Annotated in this window: 2 protein-coding genes and 1 pseudogene; 1 reads left to right on the top strand and 2 read right to left on the bottom strand. The window is 66.6% G+C overall.

The features are described from left to right. Positions 1-50 precede the first annotated feature (50 nt). A pseudogene (locus AWC27_RS17210) lies at positions 51-21953 on the top strand (non-ribosomal peptide synthase/polyketide synthase); the annotation flags it as partial. Positions 21954-22210: 257 nt separating this feature from the next. On the opposite strand, the gene AWC27_RS17205 reads toward AWC27_RS17210, so the two are convergent. Then, a complete protein-coding gene (locus tag AWC27_RS17205) occupies positions 22211-22693 on the bottom strand; it encodes a mammalian cell entry protein (RefSeq protein WP_139837060.1) in 483 nt (160 codons plus the stop codon). Positions 22694-22704: 11 nt separating this feature from the next. After that, positions 22705-23428, bottom strand: a 724-nt coding sequence (locus tag AWC27_RS17200) for a mammalian cell entry protein (RefSeq protein WP_139837059.1), incomplete at its 5' end; no start/stop codon positions are given.

The following is a 23428-nucleotide window of genomic DNA, read 5'->3' as shown; positions in this document are numbered from 1 at the left end:
CTTCGTCCTGGCCAGTCTGCGCGAGAAGCCCACGAAAGGAGGGGTTTTCGATGGCTGACCCGGGCGCGCGCACGGGCCGGCCGGGCCCTGACGACGGGCTGCATCGGCTCACGCGGGGACAGCTGGATATATGGCTGGACCAGGAAACGGGCTACTCCGGTTCGGGATGGGTGGTCAGCCAGTTCATCAGGCTTGAAGGCCGGATACAGCCCGATGTACTCGAGTGGGCGATCCGGCGAGTGGTGCACGAGGCTGAACCCGCAAGGGCCGCTTTCGTCGAGGTGGATGGGCAGGTATACCAAAGCGCGATTGCGGACCCGGATGTCGAACTCAGGCAACATGACCTCAGACACTCGCAGGACCCGGTGCGCGAAGCCTATGAGTTGGCGTCGGCAATCGTTCGCACGCCCATGGCACTCACTGGCCCACTGTTCAAATTTGCCCTTTTTCGGACGCGGCCGGATGAATTCCATTTCTTTGCCTGCGTCCACCACATAGTCGCCGACGGATTCAGTATTGCGCTCATCGGGCATCGGATCGCAACGGTTTACTCTGCACTGGTTTCCGGAGAAGCCGTACCGCCCGCATTCTTCGGTGCATTGCCAGATCTCGTTCGCGAAGAGTCCGAATACGAAGCGTCCGAAGACTATCTGCGGGATCGCGATTATTGGCTTGGGAACCTTCCGCCGGAGAGCGGACCCAATTACCGGTTGCCACGGACGTCCAGCGCGTCTGATCTCGTCTCGCCTGCCGAACCGGTGCCATTCGACTCCTGGGTTATTGCCCGAATCCAAGAGCTATCCGATTCCCTGAACGTGCCGCGGTCGTCGGTGATCACCGCCGCCTGCGCACTCTTGGTGCGCGGGTGGTGCGCTGAGGGCGCATCGGAGGTGGTGCTCGACTTCCCGGTCAACAGGCGCGTCAGCCCGGAGTCCAAGACGATTCCCGGGATGTTCGCCGGGATTGTGCCGCTGACGTTGACCGTATCGCCGGAAGCTTCCGTTGCCGATTTTTGTGAACACGTGGACCGGCGAATACGCGAAGCTGTTCAGCACCAACGGTTTTCAGTACACGATCTGAAACAGGCTCATTCGCGCGGCACAGGGAGCGCAGCCCAGACGGTAGTGGTCAATTTCATCCCGTCCAGAATTTCACTCGACTTCGGCGGGACGTCGGCGTCGGTGTCATACACCAGCTCCGGCCTGGAGGGCCGGTTTGGCTTGTTCTTCCTGAGCGCCGGCGAGGACCTGTTTCTCGGCCCGTCGGGTGCCGGGCAGTCATTTTCGGACTTTGATGTCACCGATTTAGCTCGACGCCTGCAACGCCTGTTCGTCTCGATGACCGCTGATCCGCGCCGGGCATTGTCATCGGTGGATCTGCTGGAAGAGGACGAACGCATACGAGTGGATGCATGGGGTAACCGGGCAGTCTTGACGACGCCGGCCCCGGCGCGGTTGGCGTCGATTCCGGAGTTGTTTGCAGCGCAGGTCGTCCGCGCACCCGACGCGCCGGCGGTGACCTGCGCTAGCGCGTCGCTGACGTATCGGGAACTCGATGATGATTCAAACCGGTTGGCGCACTGGCTTATTGGTCATGGCGTCCGCCAGGGCGATTGTGTGGCGTTGCTGTTCGAGCGATGCGCTGAGGCGATCGTGGCCATGCTGGCGGTGCTCAAGACCGGCGCGGCGTATCTGCCTGTCGATCCCACGCATCCGGCCGCGCGCATTCAGTTCACGCTGACCGACGCCGCGCCGATTGCCACGGTCACCACCGCCGACCTGCGCCCGCGACTGGACGGGGCCGACCTACTGGTCGTCGCTATGACCGACCCTGCCGTGAGTGACCAGCCCCGCACCGCATTACCCCCGCCCACCGCGGACCAGGTCGCTTACATCATCTACACCTCAGGCACCACCGGTACGCCGAAAGGTACAGCCATTCCCCACGGCAACGTGACCCGATTGCTGGACTCGCTCAATGCCGATCTGGAACTGGGACAGGTATGGACGCAGTGCCACTCCATCGCCTTCGACTATTCGGTGTGGGAGATCTGGGGCGCGTTGCTACACGGGGGGCGGTTGGTCGTAGTGCCCGACCCGGTGCTGCGCTCACCCGAAGAACTGCACGCCCTGCTGGTGACCGAGCAAGTCAGCGTCTTGAGCCAGACCCCGGCTGCGTTTTATGCGCTGCAGGCCGCCGACGCACTGGCGCCCGAGTTGGGACATCAGCTCAAGCTCGAGACCGTGGTTTTCGGCGGTGAAGCGCTCGAACCCCAGCGTCTCAAGAACTGGCTGCACCACCATCCGGGGTTACCGCGGCTGATCAATATGTACGGCATCACCGAGACCACGGTGCATGCCTCGGTACGCGAGATCGCCGACCGCGACACCCATAACCCCGCAAGCCCGATCGGTGTTCCGTTGGCCCATCTCGCTTTTTCGGTGCTGGACGGATGGTTGCGTCCGGTGCCAGCCGGTGTGGTGGGTGAGTTGTATGTGGCCGGGGCCGGGCTGGCCTACGGGTACCTGCGCCGTGCCGGGTTGACGGCGACCCGGTTTGTGGCCTGCCCCTTCGGCGGGGCGGGTCGGCGTATGTACCGCACCGGGGATCTGGTGTGGTGGGGCGCTGACGGGCAACTGCGGTATGTCGGGCGGGCCGACGAGCAGGTAAAAATCCGCGGCTACCGCATCGAACTCGGCGAAGTGCAAGCAGCCCTGGCAGGAGCGGACGGCGTAGAGCAAGCGGTGGCGATCATCCGTGAGGACCGCCCCGGCGAAAAGCGTTTGGTGGGCTACGTGTCCGGCGCGGTCGATCCGGTAGCGATACGTGCGGAGCTGGCGCACCGGTTGCCCGGCTACCTGGTACCGGCCGCGGTGGTAGCAATGGCGGCGCTGCCGCTCACGGTCAACGGCAAGATCGACAAACGCGGCCTGCCGCCTCCGGAATACCACCAAAGCGATCGTTACCGAGCCCCGTCCACCCAGGTCGAGGCAATCCTGGCCGACATCTACGCCGAGGTGCTCGGGCTGGAGCGGGTCGGTGTCGACGAAGCATTTTTCGACTTGGGCGGCGACAGCATCATGTCGATCCAGGTGGTAGCGCGGGCCCGCGCCGCCGGCGTGGTGTGCCGGCCGCGTGACGTTTTCGTCGCGCAGACCGTCGCCGGTCTGGCCCGCGCGGCCAGCTTGGCCAGCGGTGCGCAGACACCGATCGATAAAGGTGTCGGGCCCGTCCCGGCGACGCCGATTATGCGCCGGTTGCAAAGCACCGGCGGGCACGTCCGGCGATTTCATCAGACGATGGTGGTGCAGGCTCCGGCGGGAACTGGCGAAGCCGATGTGGTCGTGGTGTTGCAGGCCGTGCTGGATCGGCACGCCATGCTGCGGTTGCGGGTTGGTGACGACGGTGCCGAGTGGTCGCTGTCGGTGCCCGAACCGGGTTCGGTGGACGCGCGCAGCTGCTTGCAACCGGTGACCGCAGTGTCCGATGCGGCGCTGCTCACAGCTCGGTCGCGGTTGGATCCAGCCGCGGGAGTGATGCTCAGCGCGCTGTGGCTCGCCGAAGCTGCCCAGCTGGTCTTGGTGATTCATCAATTGGCCGTGGATGCGATGTCATGGTCGATCTTGCTGGAAGACCTCAATTCCGCCTGGGCGCAGCACCGTGACGGCCAGCAGGTTGCACTACCGATAAAGGGAACGTCGTTTCAGCGGTGGGCCGGGCTGCTGGGCGAACACGCGCACTGCCCAAGGCCCGACAGCTTCGCCACCGCCGGGCACCGGTCGGTGACGTTGGACACGCAGACCACCCGTCTGCTGCTTGGTGAGGTGCCCGCGGCATTTCACGCCAGCGCTCAAGACATTTTGCTGATCGCGTTGGGATTGGCGTGGGCCGAGGCTTCGGGTTCATTGGGCACCGAGGATGCACCGATCGCCATCGACCTGGTGGGCGACGGGCGCCACGACGAACTGGCCGCCGATCTCGACCTGTCGCACACGGTGGGGTGGTTCAACACGACACATCCGGTGTCGCTGGTTCTAGCTGGGCTGCGCTGGTCGCAAGTCACGGCCGGCGACGCGGCGCTGGGGACAGCGATCAAGGACGCCAAGGAACAGTTCCGGCACCAAACCCGCGGCGGCCGGCACGTCGCGCATTTCCGGAGCCCGGAGCCGACCATCGGGTTCAGCTACGTGCAGCATCGCGCACCCACGGCCGAAACGGATGGTTGGCGAATCTGCCCCGACACCGGTGCGGGCTCCGCCACCACCAGCGCCGTCATCCCGCTGCTGCACGCGGTGGAGCTCAACACCGTGGCCGTGGATAACGACGCCGGCCCGCAATTGCAAGCCGACTGGGCATGGGCGTCGTCGGTGGCCGACCCCGCGCAGATCACCGAACTCAACCGACTATGGCTGGAAGCCCTTGAGGGCATCTGCGCACATGTCCGCAGCGGCGGAGGAGGTTTGACTCCGTCCGACATTGCCCCGGTCCGCCTGAGCCAAGCGCAACTCGACGAGCTACACCGGCACCAGCCGGTCGCCGACGTTTTGCCGCTGACCCCACTGCAGCACGGACTGCTCTTCCACGCCGAGACCGCAACCGAGTACGCGGAGCCGGGAGAGGTATACGGGTTGCAGCTCAGCTTCACCGTGACCGGCGTACTTGACCCGAACCGGATGCATGACGCGGTGCAAGCGTTCGTCAACCGCCATCCCCACCTGGTGCCTCGCTTCAGCCAAGAGTTCGACCAGCCGGTACAGATCATCGCCGAACATCCCGAGCTGGGGTGGCGCTATGTCGACGTGAGCGACCCGGACATCCCGGACATCCCGGCGCGAATCGAGCGGGTCTGCGCCGACGAACGCGGCTCGGTCTCTGATCTGGCGCACCAGCCGCCGTTCCGGGCGGCGCTGATCCGGGTCTCAGAATGCCGGCACCGGTTGCTGCTCACCAATCACCACCTGGTGCTGGACGGCTGGTCGCTGCCGATCATGGTGCGCGAAATCTTTGCCGGCTATCACCGGGAGCAGCTGCCCGAGCCGGGGTGTTACCGCGCGTTGCTCAACGCCCTGAGCGACCGGGACGATGACGCCGCCCGCGCGGCCTGGGGCGGGGTGCTGGCCGGCTTCGATGCCCCGACCCTGGTCGGCCCCCCGGATCGGTTGGGGTTGGGGCCTCGGGGGCACGTCTCCGTTCGGGTACCCGCCGGCACCACGCGCGCGCTGACCGACCTGGCGCGCAGCTGCCACACCACCGTCAACATCGTGCTGCAGGCCGCCTGGGCACAGCTATTGGCCTGGTTGACCGGTCAATACGATGTCGCGTTCGGCGTCACCGTCTCGAACCGGCCGGCTGAGGTGCCCGGGGTGGAATCGATGGTGGGCATGCTGATCAACACGGTGCCGGTTCGGGCGCTCATCACGGCTTCGACCACCACCGCAGACTTGCTGGAACAACTGCAAAACGTCCACAACGACACCCTCGAGCACCAGCACTTGCCGCTGGGCGAGATGCACCGGATCACCGGTCATACACAGCTGTTCGACACGCTTTTCGTCTACGAGAACTACCCGATCGACACCGCGATCGCCGAAGACGTTCGTCGGTTGGCCGCCGATGCGGGCGACGGTTCGGTAAGTGCCGGTGAGCTGACGATCACCGACATCAGCGCCCGCGAACAAACCCACTACCCACTCACGGCGCAGATCGTGCCGGGCAGCGAACTGAACCTTCGGGTGGGATTCCGGGCCGACCTGTTCGATTGTGCGGCAATCGAAACGCTCATCGCGCGGCTGCAGCGGGTGTTCGTCGCGATGGCGCACGATCCGGGGCGCCCATTGTCCTCGATCGATCTGCTCAGTGCCGACGAACACACCCGGTTGGACAGCTGGGGAAACCGGGCAGTAGTGACCGGGCCGGTACCGGACCGGATGGCGTCGATTCCGGCGTTGTTTGCCGCCCATGCCGACCGGGCACCCGAGGCGGTTGCACTGACCTGCGCGGGCCGGTCGCTGACGTACCGGGAACTCGATGAGGCCGCAAACCGGTTGGCGCACTTGCTCGTTGAGCATGGCGCAGGCCCGGGCCGATGCGTGGCATTGCTGTTCGAGCGGTGCGCCGAGGCGATCGTCGCGATCCTGTCGGTACTCAAGGCCGGGGCGGCATATCTGCCCATCGATCCAATGCTGCCGCGGGCCAGGGTGGAGTTCATGCTCGGCGATGCCGAGCCGGTGGTCGCCGTCAGCACGGCGGGGCTGACGGAGCGGCTGGACGGGTTCGACCTGCCGGTCCTCGACGTCAAGGCCATCGAGGCACCCGGCGTCCGGGCCTACCCGGCAACGCGTTTGCCGGCACCGGCCCCGGACGACATCGCCTACATCATCTATACGTCGGGCACCACCGGCACGCCCAAGGGCGTGGCCATCGCCCACCATAACCTCATCGCGCTGGTCGAGTCGCAGAACATCGACCTGCCAGCGCCAGGGGTGTGGGCGCAGTGGCATTCGTTGGCTTTCGACCCTTCGGCGTGGGAGATCGCCGGTGCGCTGTTGGGCGGCGGCCGGCTGGTGGTGATACCCGAGTCGGTGGCCCGCTCACCAGAAGACTTCCGCCGCTTGCTGATCGCCGAACGCGTCGGCATTCTCGTGCAGACGCCGTCCGCGGTGCAGGTGCTGTCACCTGAAGGTCTGGAGTCGATGACCCTGGTGACCGGAAGCGAGTATTGCCCGGGCGAGCTGGTGGACCGCTGGGCCGCCCGCGGGCGCACGATGATCAACGTCTACGGCCCCACCGAAACCACCGTGATCGTCACGTCGACCGCGCCGTTGCAGGCGGGTTCGGGGCCGCCGCCGCTCGGCTCACCGTTGTCGGGGGCGGCGTTCTTCGTGCTGGACGGGTGGCTGCGGCCGGTGCCGGCCGGCGTGGTGGGCGAGTTGTATGTGGCCGGTACCGGAGTGGGAATCGGCTATTGGCGACGGGCCGGATTGACCGCGTCGCGATTCTTGGCGTGCCCGCACGGCCGGCCGGGAACACGGATGTACCGCACCGGAGACCTGGTGCGGTGGGACGCCGACGGACAACTGCGGATTGTGGGACGCGCCGACGAGCAGGTCAAGATCCGCGGGTTCCGCATCGAGCTCGGTGAGGTCGAAGCGGTGCTGGCCGAGCTGGATCAGGTCGAACAGGCCGTGGTGATCGCCCGCGAAGACCGCCCTGGGAAGAAGCGCTTGGTCGGGTATGTCACCGGTCCGGTGGATCCGGGCGCGGCGCGGGCCGCTCTGGCCGAGCGGCTGCCGGCCTACATGGTTCCGGCCGCGGTGGTGGTGATCGACGCTTTGCCGCTGAAGTTCAACGGCAAGCTCGATGTTCGCGCGCTACCGGCACCGGAATACGCCTCCGGCGAGTACCGGGCGCCGGGTACTCCGATCGAGGAGATCCTGGCCGAGATCTATGCGCGGGTGCTTGGCGCCGAACGGGTGGGTGTGCAGGAGTCGTTCTTCGAGCTGGGCGGAGATTCGCTATCGGCCATGCGGGTGGTGGTCGCGGTCAACTCGGCGCTGGATTCCCGTCTGACGGTGCGAATGTTGTTCGAGGCGCCCACGATTGCCCAGTTGGCGCCTCGTATCGACGAGGATTCGGGTGGGCTGGCGCCGCTGACGGCCGGCGCCCGGCCCGAGGTGGTGCCACTGTCGTTCGCCCAGAATCGGTTGTGGTTCCTCGAGCAGCTGCAGGGGCCCTCCCCGATCTACAACATGGCGGCGGCATTGCGGATGCGGGGGCGCCTGGACGAGGTCGCGCTGGTCGCTGCCCTGGCCGATGTGCTGAACCGCCACGAAAGCCTGCGCACGCTGTATGCCGCGGTGGATGGGGTACCACGGCAGGTTGTGCTGCCAGCGGACCGGGCCCAGCCGGGTTGGCAAGTCGTCGATGCCGGCGGCTGGCCGGAAGATCGGCTGAGCGAAGCCCTGAGCGCGGCGGCGCGCGACACATTCGATCTGGCGACCGAAATCCCATTGCGGGCAACACTTTTCCGCCTCGCTGAGGTCGAGCACGTACTGGTTGTCGTGGTGCACCACATCGCCGCGGATGGCTGGTCGATCAGCCCGCTGATGCGGGACCTGGGGGCGGCCTACGTCAACCGTGCTGCGGGCCGAGCCGCGGGTTGGGCGCCGTTGCCGGTCCAGTACGTCGACTACACCCTCTGGCAGCGCGCCCAGCTCGGTGACGTCGATGACCGCAATAGCCGTATCGCCGTGCAGTTGGCCTACTGGCAGCAGGCTCTGGCCGGGCTGCCCGAGCGCCTGGCGCTGCCGACCGACCGGCCCTATCCGCTGGTTGCCGATTATCGCGGGGCCAGCGTGCCGGTGGATTGGCCCGCCGAGCTGCACCAGCGGGTGCGTGCGGTGGCCCGCAAGCACAACGCCACCAGTTTCATGGTGATCCAGTCCGCTCTTGCGCTTCTGCTGGGCAAGCTGGGCGACAGCAGCGACGTGGCAATCGGGTACTCGATCGCCGGACGACGCGACCCGGCACTCGATGAACTGGTGGGCTTTTTCGTGAACACCCTGGTGCTGCGAGTCGACCTGACGGAGGCACCCAGCGTCGGCGAGTTGTTGGCCCAGGTACGCGCGCGCAGCCTGGCCGCCTACGAACACCAGGACGTGCCGTTCGACGTGTTGGTGGAGCGACTCAACCCCGGCCGCAGCCTGACCCACCACCCCCTGATCCAGGTGATGTTGGCGTGGCAGAACTTCACCCACCAAGACACCGATCCCACCGCTACGACGATCCTGGGCGATCTGCAGGTCACGCCGATGGCGGTGGAAACCCGCACCGCCCGTTTGGATTTGATGATTTCGCTGGGCGAACGCTGGACCGAGGCCGGCGAGCCGGCCGGGATCAATGGATTCGTGGAGTTCCGCACCGATGTGTTCGACACGGCCGGCATCGAGGTGCTGATCGAGCGCTTCGGGCGGGTACTGACGGCAATGGTCGCCGACCCCGGGCGGTCGTTGGCGTCGGTGGATGTGCTTGGCAGCGATGACCATACCCAGGTCGCCGAATGGGGTAACCGGGCGGCATTGACCGCACCGGCCCCGGCGCCGTCGGCGTCCATCCCGGCGTTGTTCGGCGCCCAGGTCGCGCGCACGCCCGAAGCGATCGCGCTGACCCACGAAGGCCGATCACTGACGTACCGGGAACTCGATGAGGCCGCTAACCGGCTGGCGCACTTGCTGATTGGTCATGGCGCGGGCCCAGGCGGTTATGTGGCTTTGCTGTTGCCAAGGTCGGTCGAGGCGATAGTGGCGATAGTCGCGGTACTCAAGACCGGGGCGGCCTATCTGCCGATCGACTTGAGTTTGCCGGTGGCGCGGATCGAGTTCATGCTGCGCGACGCCGCACCGAGCGCCGCGATCACCACCGGCGAGCTGGCCGGCCGGCTGCCCGAATACGGCTTCGTGGTCATCGACGTCAGCGCTGGTGAAAACCCCATGATCGGCAGCCAACCCAGCACGCCCCTGCCCGCCCCGGCCGCTGACAATCTGGCCTACCTGATCTATACCTCGGGCACCACCGGCGCGCCCAAGGGCGTCGCCGTCACCCACCACAACGTCACCCAGCTGTTGTCGTCACAGGCGCGCCTCCCGTCGGCGGGGGTGTGGTCGCAGTGGCACTCCTATGCCTTCGACGTCTCGGTGTGGGAGATCTGGGGCGCGTTGCTGCATGGTGGGCGGCTGGTGGTGGTGTCTGAGTCGGTGGCCGGCTCGCCGGCGGACCTGCACGCGCTACTCGTCGCCGAAAAAGTAAGTGTGCTGAGCCAAACCCCTTCGGCGGCTGCGATGTTGGCACCGCAGGGATTGGAGTCGGCGGCCTTGGTGGTGGCCGGGGAGGTCTGCCCAGGCGAGCTGGTGGATCGCTGGGCACCCGGCCGGGTAATGATCAACGCCTACGGTCCCACGGAGGCCACGGTGTATGCGGCGGTAAGTGCGCCGTTAGTGGCGGGGCAGCCGGCGTGTCCGCAAGTGCCGATCGGCTCGCCAGTGCCGGGGACGGCATTGTTCGTGCTGGATCGGTGGTTGCGGCCGGTGCCGGCCGGTGTGGTGGGTGAGCTCTATGTGGCGGGACATGGTGTGGGAGTTGGCTATTGGCGCCGTTCCGGGTTGACCGCAGCGCGCTTTGTGGCGTGCCCGTTCGGTGGGGTGGGGTCGCGCATGTATCGCACCGGGGATCTGGTGTGCTGGGGCGCTGACGGCCAATTGCGTTACCTGAGGCGCTCCGACGAACAGGTCAAAGTCCGCGGTTATCGCATCGAGCTCGGCGAAGTCCGTGCCGCGCTGGTCGCGCTGGACGGCGTCGAGCAGGCAGTTGCGATTGCCCGCGAGGACGGCGCAGGCGACACCCGCCTGGTCGGTTATATGACCGGGACGGCAGACCCGGCCAAGGTGCGCACCCAGCTGGGCGAACGGCTCCCCGCCTACATGGTGCCGGCCATAGTGATGGCGATCGATGCGATGCCGCTAACGGTTAGCGGCAAACTCGACCAACGCGCCCTACCCGCGCCGGACTACACCAACACCGATCGTTACCGCGCCCCGGCCGGCCCGACTGAGGAAATCCTGGCCGGCATCTACACCCGGATCCTCGGGGTCGAACGGGTCGGGGTTGACGAATCGTTTTTCGACCTCGGCGGGGATTCCCTGTCGGCGATGCGATTGATCGCTGCGGTCAATGCCGGGTTGGGCACTCACCTTTCGGTACGCATGGTGTTCGAGGCCCCCACGGTGGCGCAGTTGGCGCCGCGCATTGGTCAGTGTTCAGCCGGGTTGGCGCCACTGGTCGCCGGCCCGCGGCCCGCCGTGGTGCCGTTGTCGTTTGCCCAGAGCCGGTTGTGGTTCATCGGCCAGTTGCAGGGATCGTCGCCGATCTACAACATGGCTGTCGCGTTGCGGCTGCGCGGGCGCCTTGACGTCGACGCGCTGGGTGCGGCGCTGACCGATGTGGTCGACCGCCAGGAAAGCCTGCGCACGCTGTTCCCGGCGCCTGCGGGGATACCCCAGCAGGTAGTCATCCCGCTGGAGCGGGCCGACTTCGGCTGGCGGATCGTTGACGCCACTGGCTGGGCGGCAGGCCGGCTGAGCGCGGCCATCCACGACGCGGCGTGTCACTCGTTTAATCTGGACGCCGAGATCCCGTTGCGAGCAACACTTTTCCGAATCAGCGACGACGATCACGCGCTGGTGACAGTGGTGCACCATATCGCCGGTGACGGCTGGTCACTCACCCCGCTGGTGCGAGATCTCGGTGTGGCCTATGCGAGCCGGTGCGCCGGACAAGCCCCCGGCTGGACACCGTTGCCGGCGCAGTATGCCGATTACACGCTGTGGCAGCGCGCGCAGCTGGGCGATCTGGCCGATAGCCAAAGCCGCATCGCCGCGCAGCTGGCCTACTGGGAGGGAGCCCTGGCCGGGCTGCCCGAGCGCTTGGCGCTGCCCACCGATCGGCCCTATCCGCCCGTCGCTGATTACCGCGGCGCCCGGGTCTCGGTGGAATGGTCGGCGCAGCTGCAGCAGCGGGTGGCGCGGGTGGCCCGCGAGCACAACGCGACCAGTTTCATGGTGATGCAGGCGGCGCTCGCGGTGCTGCTGGGCAAGCTCAGCGCCAGCAGCGAAGTGGCGGTGGGATTCCCGATCGCCGGGCGCCGCGACCCCGCAGTCGATGAGTTGGTGGGGTTCTTCGTCAACACCTTGGTGTTGCGGGTCGATCTGGGCGGAGATCCCACCATCGCGGGGTTGCTGGCCCAGGTGCGAGCCCGCAGCCTCGCCGCCTACGAACACCAAGACGTGCCCTTCGAGGTGCTGGTAGACCGACTAAACCCTACCCGGAGCCTGACCCATCACCCCCTGGTCCAGGTGTTGTTGGCCTGGCAGAACTTCGCTCGGCAGGTTCCCGGCCCCGCCGGGCTGACCTTGGGTGAACTGGAGGTCACGCCGCTGCAGGTGGACACCCACACCGCCCGCATGGACCTGATGATTTCGTTGGCCGAGCGCTGGACCGGGGCCGGTGCGCCCGCCGGCATCAGCGGGGAGGTGGAATTTCGCACCGACGTGTTCGACGCGGCCAGCATCGAGACGCTCATCGAGCGCTTCGAGCGGGTGCTCATGGCGATAACCGCCGACCCCTGCCGGCGGCTGTCGTCGATGGATCTGCTCGACGAGGCCGAGCATCACCGAGTGGATGGCTGGGGCAACCGGACAGTCCTGACGGCGCGGGCTCCGGCACCTTTGGGTTCGATTCCGGTTTTGTTCGCCGCCCAAGTCGCACGCATCCCCGAGACAGTGGCGCTGGTGTGCGGGAACCGTTCCTTGACCTACGGCGAACTCGACGCTGCCGCAAACCGGCTGGCGCACTTGCTGATTAGACACGGCGTGGGCCCGGGCGGGTGTGTCGCGCTGCTGTTCGAGCGGTGCGCCGAGGCGATCCTGGCGATGCTGGCGGTGCTCAAGACCGGGGCGGCCTATCTGCCCATCGACCCAGCACACCCTGCAGCCCGGATCGGCTTCATGCTCGATGACGCCGCACCGATCGCCGCGATAACCGCTAGCAGCCTGGCCTGCCGGCTAAGCGGGCACGACCTGCTCGTCATCGATATCGATGCCGCCCAAACCCAGGCTCAACCAAGCACCGCGCCACCCGCACCGGCCCCCGATGACATCGCCTACATCATCTACACGTCGGGCACCACCGGGGTCCCCAAGGGCGTCGCCATCACCCACCACAACGTCACCCAGCTCATCGACTCACTCGACGGGGCCGCCTTGGCGGGACCGGGGCAGGTGTGGTCGCAATGGCACTCGTACAGCTTCGACATCTCGGGCTGGGAGATCTTCGGCGCACTTCTGCATGGTGGGCGGTTGGTGGTGGTGCCAGAATCCGTGGCCAGCTCGCCCGCTGACTTCCATGAGCTGCTGGTCAGTGAAGAAGTCAGCGTCTTATGCCAAACCCCTTCTGCAGCAGCGGCATTGGCGCCGCATGGGTTGGACTCGGTGACGTTGCTGGTCGGCGGTGAGCCCTGCCCCGCCGAGCTGGTGCAACGGTGGGCACCCGGGCGGGTGATGATCAACGAATACGGCCCCACCGAGACCACCATGTGGGTGGCACTGAGCGAGCAGCTATCCCCTGGAGTAGGTGCCCCGCCTATCGGTTCGCCGGTGCGGGGGGCAGCGTTGTTCGTCCTCGACGAGTGGTTACGGCCGGTGCCCCCCGGTGCGGTCGGTGAGTTGTATGCGGCCGGCGCCGGGGTGGGGTGTGGGTACTGGCGGCGGCCCGGGTTGACCGCTTCGCGATTTGTGGCCTGCCCCTTCGCCGGGTCCAGGGCGCGCATGTATCGCACCGGGGACCTGGTGCGGTGGCGCGCCGATGGCCAGCTGGACTATGTCGGTCGCGCCGATGAGCAGGTCAAGATCCGCGGGTATCGCATCGAACTCGGTGAGATCGAGGCGGTCCTGGCCGCCCATCCCCGGGTCGCGCGGGCGGTGGTCACCGCCCACCCGGTCCCAGGAGTGCTCGAGGGCGTTAGCGAAAAGCAATTGGTGGGTTATGTCGTCCTCGACAGGCAGGCGACGCTAGCGAGGGAGCCGGAGCGGGAGGCGGCGCTGGTCGAGCAGTGGCAGCGGGTATGGGGCGGCGTGTATTCGGGGTCGACGGTCGAGGCGGTCGAGCCAGCGCAGTTTGGGGAGGATTTCGGGGGCTGGATCAGCAGCTATACCGGGGCACCGATCCCAGTCGAGCAGATGCGGGAATGGCGCGCTGCCACGGTGGATCGTATCCGGGAGGTGCGCGCGGCGCGGGTGTTAGAGATCGGCGTCGGCACCGGGCTGCTCCTTGCCCAGCTGGCCCCGAACTGTGTCGAGTACTGGGGCACGGACATCTCCGCGACAACGATCCAGTCATTGCAGGCCGCTCTGGCATCGAAACCATGGGCAAACCGGGTCCGGTTGCACGCGCAGCCGGCGGACGTGGCCGACGGACTGCCGGCGGGCTATTTCGATGCGGTGGTGCTCAACTCGGTCGTCCAGTACTTCCCGAGCGCAGGGTATTTGCTCGACGTGCTGGGGTTGGCGCTGCGGGCGCTGGCGCCGGGCGGGTCGTTGTTCATCGGCGACGTGCGCAACCTGACGTTGCTGCAGGCGTTCACCACCGGGGTGCTGTGCGGCGGCGCCGTCGCGGCCCACGATGGTGCCGCAGTGATGCGAGAGCGGGTGCGCCGGGAAATCCTCGCCGAGCAGGAACTGTTGCTGGCGCCGGAGTTCTTTGCCGCCCTCCCCCAGCAGTTCGCCGACGTCGCGGCCGTCGATGTCCGGCTCAAGCAGATGGCGTCGGTCAACGAACTCAGCTGCTACCGATACGACGTGGTGTTGCGCAAAGGACCGGTGCATGTGCGCTCTCTGATAGATCTACCGGTCCAGCCGTGGCACCGATTCGGAAACCTCAACGCGTTGGGCGCGTATCTGGCGTCCGGGCATCCGCCGGGGCTGCGTGTGACCGCAGTTCCACATCGCGGGCTGTGGCCCGAAGTCGCGCTGGCGCAGGCCTTGGCGCAAGCCGACGCCACGGTGCCGGTGGCGCAGTTGCGCACGGCTGACTCGGCCGCATCGGCGCCAGATGCGCAGTTGCCCTACCAATGTCAGTTGCTCGGGCAGTCTCTGGGCTACGCGGTGGCGGTGACCTGGTCGCCGACGCCTGGGCTGATGGACCTCATCTACACCCGCAGCACCGGCCCGGCCGACGAGCTTGCCGCGTGGTCGGATCTCTACGTATCCACCACGGCGTTGGGTTGCCCGGCCGGCTACGCCAACGACCCCTCGGCTATCGATCGGGCCGCCGAGGTGCGCCAGTTTGCCGCCACCCGGTTACCGGAATACATGGTTCCGGCGGTGATCATGGCGATCGAATCGTTCCCGTTGACCGTCAACGGCAAGCTTGATCGACGGGCTTTGCCAACTCCGGAGTTCACCAGCGCGGTGGCATACCGGCCGCCGCGCGATCAGCGTGAGCAGGTGCTGGCCACATTGTTCGCTGAGGTACTCGGGTTGAGCCGGGTTGGGATCGACGACTCGTTTTTCGATCTGGGTGGTCACTCGCTGCTGGCGATGCGTTTGATCGCTGCGATCAATGCCGCGTTGGACACTCATCTCTCGGTGCGCATGGTGTTCGAGGCGCCCACGGTGGCGCAGTTGACGCCTCTCACCGGTCAGCGCTCGGCCGGGCTGGCGCCGTTGGTGGCCGGCCCGCGGCCGGCCGTGGTGCCGTTGTCGTTCGCACAGAGCCGGTTGTGGTTCATCGACCAGTTGCAGGGGCCGTCGCCGATCTACAACATGGCTGCGGCGTTGCGTCTGCGCGGGCTCCTTGACCCCGAAACGCTTTGTGCCGCACTAGGCGATGTGGTGGACCGCCATGAAACCCTGCGCACACTCTTCGTGGCGTCCGAGGGAGTCCCCCGGCAAGTAGTTATCCCGGCACAGCAAGCGGATTTCGGTTGGCGGGTGGTAGCTGCCGGCGGCTGGCGGCAGGACCGGCTCGACCAGGCCATCATCGCCGCGGCCGGCGTCAGCATCGACCTGGCCAGCGAAATTCCCTTGCGGGCAGAGCTTTTGCGGATTAGCGACGACGAGCACGTGCTGGTTGTAGTGGTGCACCACATCGCCGGCGACGGCTGGTCGATCACCCCACTGGTGCGTGACCTGGGAGTGGCCTACGCCAGCCGCTGCGCCGGGAACGCCCCGCGCTGGGCGCCGCTGGCGGTGCAATATATCGACTACACGCTGTGGCAACGCGCCCAGTTGGGACATCTCGACGACCCCCACAGCCGCATCGCCGCCCAGTTGAGCTACTGGGAACAGGCCCTGGCCGGGATGGCCGAACACCTGCACCTGCCCACCGACCGGCCCTATCCGCCGGTGGCCGACTACCGCGGCGCCAGCGTGGCCATCGACTGGCCGGCACAGTTGCACCAGCAGGTGCTTGCGGCGGCCCGCACCCACAACACCACCAGTTTCATGGTGGTGCAGGCCGCCCTGACGGTGCTGCTAGCCAAAATGAGCGCCAATTCTGATGTGGCGGTAGGGTTTCCGATCGCCGGACGACGCGAAGCCGCGCTCGACGAACTGGTCGGATTTTTCGTCAACACGTTGGTGCTGCGCGTCGGCCTGGCCGGGGATCCCACTATCGCCGAGGTGCTGACTCAGGTAAGAGAACGCAGCCTGGCCGCCTACGAAAACCAAGACGTCCCCTTCGAAGTATTGGTGGACCGGCTCAACCCCATCCGTAGCCTGACCCACCATCCGCTGATCCAGGTGGTACTGGCCTGGCAGAACTTCACCCGCCAGGACACCGGCCCCACCACCGGGCTGACCCTGGGCGATCTCCGGGTCACACCGATCACGCTAGAGACCCGCACCGCCCGCATGGACTTGATGTTTTCCCTGGCCGAAAGGTGGACCCAGACCGAACAACCCGCGGGAATCCACGGCGAGGTCGAATTTCGCACCGACGTGTTCGACGCGGCCAGCATCGAAACACTGATCCAGCGCTTTCAACGGGTGCTCGAAGCGATCGCCGCCGACCAGACGCGACGGGTGTCCTCGATAGACGTGCTCGACGACGCCGAACGCACCCACCTGGAGCACGTCGGCAACCGCGCCGCGCTTGCAGCCGTCACGCCGGCACCGTCGATCCCGCAGCTGTTCGCCGCCCACGTCGTCCGCACACCCCACGCGCCGGCACTGACCTGCCAAGGCCGCCGCCTGACCTACCGGCAACTCGACGAGGCCGCAAACCGGTTGGCGCACTTACTCACCAGCCACGGCATCGGTCCTGGCACGCACGTAGCGCTACTGTTCTCGCGCTGCACCCAAGCGGTCACCGCGATGCTGGCAGTACTAAAAGCCGGAGCCGCCTACCTGCCTATCGACCCCGCACACCCCGCGGCCCGCATCCAGTTCATGCTCGAGGACGCCGCACCCATCGCCGCGATCACCACCACCGAGCTGGCCCCGCGCCTCAACCGACAGGATCTGCTCGTCATCGATGTCGAAGATCCACACATCCACACTCACCCCAACACGCCGCTACCAACACCGGCCGCCGACAACATCGCCTACGTCATCTACACCTCGGGCACCACCGGCAACCCCAAAGGCGTTGCCATCACGCACCGCAACGTCACCCAGCTGATCAACGCACTCGACCACACGGACCTGGCCCCCGGACCCACCCAGGTCTGGTCGCAATGGCACTCCTACAGCTTCGACATCTCCGGATACGAAATCTTCGGCGCCCTACTGCGCGGTGGGCGACTTGTCGTGGTGCCCGAATCGGTGGCCGCCTCACCAAAAGACCTGCAGAACCTACTGATCACCGAACGGGTCAACGTCTTGAGCCAAACACCCACCGCGGCAGGCATGCTCTCGCCACCGGACCTGGAACCAATCACCCTGCTGGTCGGCGGCGAACCGTGCCCTGCCGAAGCCGTCGAACGCTGGACTCCCCGGCACGTCATGATCAACCAATACGGCCCCACCGAAACCACCATGTGGGTCGCATTGAGCACACCGCTGAAGCCGGGCACGGGCACGCCCCCGATCGGCGCTCCGCTACCGACCGCGGCCTTGTTCGTACTCGACGAATGGCTACGCCCCGTACCCACCGGAGTAGTCGGCGAACTGTACATTGCCGGAGCCGGCGTGGGCTGCGGATACTGGCGGCGCCCGGGACTAACCGCATCGCGATTTGTGGCCTGCCCCTTCGCCCCGACAGCACAACCCACCCGCATGTACCGCACCGGCGACTTGGTCTGGTGGGACACCAACGGCCAACTGCACTATCTGAAGCGCACCGACGACCAGGTCAAAATCCGCGGATATCGCATCGAACTCGGCGAAGTCCGCGAAGCCCTGGCCGGCCTGGACGGGGTCGAGCATGCGGTCGTCGTCGCCCGCGAGGACCGTCCCGGCTACAAACGCTTGGTCGGCTACATCACGGGGACGGCAGACCCGGCCAAGGTACGCACCCAGCTGGCCGAGCAGCTGCCGGCCTACCTGGTGCCCGCCGCTGTGGTGTGCATGGAGGCGATGCCGCTGACAGTCAACGGCAAACTCGATCAACGCGCCCTGCCTGCCCCCGAATATGCCGCCGGTGAGTACCGAGCGCCGGCGACCGCGGTACAGGAGGTGCTGGCCGGGATCTACGCACGGGTGCTCGGCGCGGAGCGCGTCAGTGTGGAGGAGTCGTTCTTCGACCTGGGCGGGGATTCGCTGTCGGCAATGCGGGTTATCGCGGCGATCAACAAGTCGTTGGACGCCGATCTTTCGGTGCGGGCGTTGTTCGATTCGCCGACGGTGGCCCAGTTGGTGCATCGGCTCGGCACGGGGCCTGGGCTGGATCCGTTGGTGGCCGGTCCGCGGCCCGCGGTGGTGCCGTTGTCGTTCGCTCAGCAGCGCTTGTGGTTCCTGGAGCAGCTGCACGGGCCGTCACCGGTCTACAACATGGCAGCCGCGTTGCAGTTAGGCGGGCGGCTGGACGCCGACGCGCTGGGCGCCGCGCTGACCGATGTGGTGGGCCGCCATGAAAGCCTGCGCACACGGTTCGCCGCCCCCGACGGGATCCCACAGCAGGTAATTGTCCCGGCGGAGCGCGCGGAGTTCGGTTGGCAGCACATTGATGTCACCGGGTGGCCGGAACGTCGGGTTGCTGCGGCCATCGCCGACGCGGCCGGCAACCCGTTCGACCTGACGAACGAAATCCCCTTGCGGGCAATACTTTTCCACCTATCCGACGACGAGCATGTGCTAGCACTGGTGGTGCACCACATCGCCGCAGACGGCTGGTCGATCGCCCCTTTGGTGCGAGATCTCGAAGTGGCCTATGCCAGCCGGCGCGTCGGGCAGGCCCCCGACCAAGCGGCTTTGCCGGTGCAGTATGCCGACTACACGCTGTGGCAGCGCGCGCAGTTGGGCGATCTCGACGACAGCGACAGCCGCATCGCCGGGCAGCTGACCTACTGGCGAGAGGCCCTGGCCGGGCTGCCTGAGCGCATGCAACTGCCCACCGATCGGCCCTATCCACCGGTGGCCGATCAGCGAGGCGCGACGGTGGTGGTGAATTGGCCCGCCGAGTTGCAGCAGCGGGTGCGTGCGGTGGCCAGTGAGCACGGCGCGACCGGCTTCATGGTGATGCAGGCGGCCCTGGCGGTTTTGCTGGCCAAGATCAGCGCGAGTTCCGATGTGGCGGTTGGTTTTCCGATCGCAGGGCGCCAAGACCCCGCACTGGATGAGCTGGTCGGGTGTTTCGTCAATACCCTGGTTTTGCGGGTGAAGATCGTCGGAGATCCCACGGTAGGCGAGTTACTCGAACAGGTCCGGGCGCGCAGTCTGGCCGCCTACGACCATCAAGATCTGCCGTTCGAGGTGCTGGTGGAGCGGCTCAACCCAACCCGGAGCCTGACCCATCACCCACTGATTCAGGTGATGTTGGGCTGGCAGCATCGGCAGGACACTGACCTCAGCGGCGGGTCGGTGTTGGGCGATCTGCAGGTCACGGCACTGCCGCTCGACGCTCGCATCGCCCGGATGGACCTGGCGTTCGCAATGGCTGAACGGTGGACCGAGGCCGGCGAACCCGCCGGAATTCACGGCGAGGTGGAATTTCGCACCGACGTGTTCGACGCGGCCAGCATCACATTGCTCGTCGATCGGTTGCATCGGGTGTTGTCGACAATGACGGCCGACCCGTCACGGCGGTTCTCGTCGATCGACCTGCTCGACGAGGCCGAGCACGCCCGCCTGGCTGAGATCGGCAACCGCGTCGTGTTGACGGGGCAGGCCCCGGCGCCGACGGTGTCGGTTCCGGCCAAGTTCGCCGCGCAGGCGGCGCGAACCCCGGACGCGGAGGCGGTGACATCCGGAGAGCTGTCGATGACCTACCGGGAACTCGAAGAGACCGCTAACCGGTTGGCGCACTTGCTATCTGATCATGGCGTCGGTCCGGGCGCCTGCGCAGCGTTGCTGCTGGAACGCTCAGCCCACGCCGTCGTAGCGATTCTGGCCGTGCTCAAAACCGGGGCGGCTTACCTGGCGATCGACGCGGCGCACCCGACGGCCCGGATCGAGTTCATGTTGGCCGATGCCGCGCCGATGGTGGTCATCAGCACGGCGAGCCTGCGGGCGCGGCTGGCCGGGTGCGATCTGACCGTCGTCGATATCGGCGATCTTGCGGCCCCGGCGCTTAATGCCCAGCCCTGCAACGCATTACCCGCGCCCCCCGCCGACAACATCGCCTACCTGATCTACACCTCGGGCACCACCGGCACTCCCAAGGGCGTGGCCATCACCCACAACAACATCATCCAGCTGATCGAGGCGCAGGACACCGGCCTGCCGACGCCGGGCGTGTGGACGCAGTGGCACTCGTTGGCCTTCGATGTATCGGCGTGGGAGATCTTTGGTGCGCTGCTGGGCGGCGGGCGGTTGGTGGTGGTGCCCGAGCAGGTGGCCGGCTCGCCGGCAGACTTCCACGACTTGCTCATCAACGAAGGCGTCAGTGTCCTCGTCCAGACGCCGTCGGCGGTGGGGATGCTCTCACCCGAGGGTTTGGAGTCGGTGACTCTGGTGACCGGAAGCGAGACGTGCCCGGCCGAGATAGTGGACCGCTGGGCTCCGGGCCGGCTGATGATCAATGCCTACGGACCGACCGAAACCACGGTGCTCGTATCGATGAGTGCGCCTTTGACTTCGAGCGGACCAGGGTCAGCCGCCCCGCCGATCGGCTCGCCAGTGTCGGGCGCCGCGTTCTTCGTGCTGGACGGCTGGTTGCGGCCGGTGCCGCCGGGGGTAGTCGGCGAGTTGTATGTGGCCGGTCGCGGCGTGGGCGTCGGCTACGTCGGCCGCACGGGCTTGACCGCGTCGCGGTTTGTGGCTTGCCCGTTCGGCGGAGCCGGGGCACGTATGTATCGCAGCGGGGATCTCGTGCGGTGGCGCACCGATGGCCAGCTGGACTACGTCGGTCGCGCTGATGAGCAGGTCAAGATCCGCGGGTATCGCATCGAGCTCGGCGACATTCAGGCGGCGCTGGCCCGGCTCGATGGTGTGCAGCAGGCGGTGGTGATCGTCCGGGAGGACCGCCCGGGCGACAAACGCCTGGTGGGTTATGTCACCGGGACCGCTGACCCGGCCGGAGTGCGGGCCACGCTGGCCGAACGGCTGCCGGCCTACATGGTTCCGGCCGCGGTGGTGGTGTTAGGCGGGCTGCCGTTGACGGTCAACGGCAAACTCGACATGCGTGCGCTGCCGGCGCCGGAGTATCGGGACACGGCTCGCTACCGCGTGCCAGCGACCGCTGTGGAGGAGTTCCTGGCCGGGATCTACGCCCAAGTTCTGGGTGTGCAGCGGGTTGGGGTCGATGACTCGTTCTTCGACCTGGGTGGGGATTCGCTGTCGGCGATGCGCGTGATCGCGGCGATCAACAAGTCCTTTGATCGATGCCTGGCGGTGCGTGTGTTGTTCGACGCGCCGTCGGTGCGAAACCTCAGCCAGCGGCTCAACGCCGATGACAGTGCCGCTGAGCCAGCCCCGGTGGAGGTCATCAAAGAGGGCACCGGAGTTCCGTTGCTGTGTGTTCATGACGGCCTGGGCCTGAGCTGGTCGTATCGGGCGTTGAGCGACTACTTGGAGTGCCCGATCATCGGTATCGACCAAATGCCCCAGCATGGCGAAGCTGAACCCGGATCGATTCGCCGTATGGCGCACAGCTATGCCGACCGAATCCAAACCGCTTATCCCGCAGGGCCTTACAAGCTGCTGGGGTGGTCGTTCGGCGGCGTCGTCGCCCATGAGCTGGCCGTAGAGCTGCAGCGACGCGGATGCGTGGTCGAACGGCTTGTCCTGCTTGACGATTCGCTCAGCGCCAGCAAGTTCCGGCTTGGCAGCGCGAATGCCAATCTGTCACTTTTGCGCAGACACGTGCCAGATGTGTTCAAGGGCGACATGGTCATCTTCTCGGCTGCGCGTCGCTTGCGCTCACGATGGCGTATCCGAAGGTGGCGACGCTACGTCACCGGCCACATCACCGCGCATTCGGTCGACTGCAATCACTACGAGATGTTGACAGCAAGATCGCTGAAACAGTACGGCTGGCAACTCAAACGTACGTTAGAGACCGCTTAGATCGGTGTGATGTAAGCGATCAACCACTTACCGTCGATGCGCTTGAAATCCACCCGCAGCCGGCTGCCGTCGTAGAGCGGCTGCCGGGTCTTGTCGGTCACGGTGCGATTCATGTAGACCATCACCGATGCCGAATTCCTTTTGGCCGCAATGACTCCCACACCCACCACGTTCGCCTGAACCACCACTTCGCGCTTCTTGGCCTCCGGAATGATCTGCGCGTTGGCGCTTTTCTGGAATTCGTGGCGATAGTCGGGTGTCAGCAGCGGATACGCATCGTTGAGGCTGCGTTCGACGGTCTGGTAGTCGTAGGCGAAGACCTGAGGTATCTCCTTGGCGGCCAGCTGGGGCAGCACCGCGCGCGCCGCCGCTTCGCCCCGGGTCTCCACCCGGTCCCAGTAGAGCCAGCCGCCTACCGCGGCCAAGCCGACGATGGCCGCGACCAGCAGGGTGCCGGCGACCCTGAGCAGGCCGCGCAGCAACCGCCGCATCAGTTACCCCCGTCGGGATACTTCAGGTCGTATCCGCTCATGTGCCCGGCGTCGTCCTCGTGCACGATCACCCGCAGCCGGTAGGGCATGGACGGCTTGTTGACGCCGTCGATGTCGGCCACCGTGACCCGCACCGATACCAGCACCGACGCATTGTCGCTGACGGTGTCGATCCCTTCCAGCGCAGCCCCGTTGACGACGGCCTCCGAGGTGGCGTTAGTGGCACGGAACAGGCCCTTGAGGTTGTCGACGTTGTTGTTGGCGTTGAGCATCCCGCGCAGCGGGCCGCTGGTGCCGTTGACGAAGCGGTTGACGGCCTCGTCGATGGTGTTGGGCGTGTAGCTGAACATGTTGACCACCGTCTGGGTGGCGGTGTCGACGAAGCGCTGCTCGCGTGCCTGCTCGGCCTCGGCGTGGCGGCGCTGCACGACCATCGCGGTCACGCCGGCCGCCAGCGCGCCGACTATCAGCAACGCCGCGGCCAGACTGACCCAGCCGACCAGCCTGCGGTGCGCGGGCCGCCGAGGCGGCGGGCGCACGGCTGTCAGCGGCTTGGCGGGCTTGGTCTTGGCTTTGGCCGTGGACTCCTTCTTCGGGTCCTTGGTATCCGCGGGCGCCTCGGCCGGGATAACGGACTCGATGTCGTCGGCGTTGCTGGGCTCGCTTTTGGGCGGGCCGGGCGGGCGGGACGCCCGTCGGCGCACGCGCTGCGTTGTCGATTGC

The organism is Mycobacterium szulgai (assembly GCF_002116635.1).
Classification (GTDB): Bacteria; Actinomycetota; Actinomycetes; order Mycobacteriales; family Mycobacteriaceae; genus Mycobacterium; species Mycobacterium szulgai.
The sequence above is the reverse complement of the archived record's forward strand: the minus strand, read 5'-3'. Positions and strand labels throughout refer to the sequence as shown.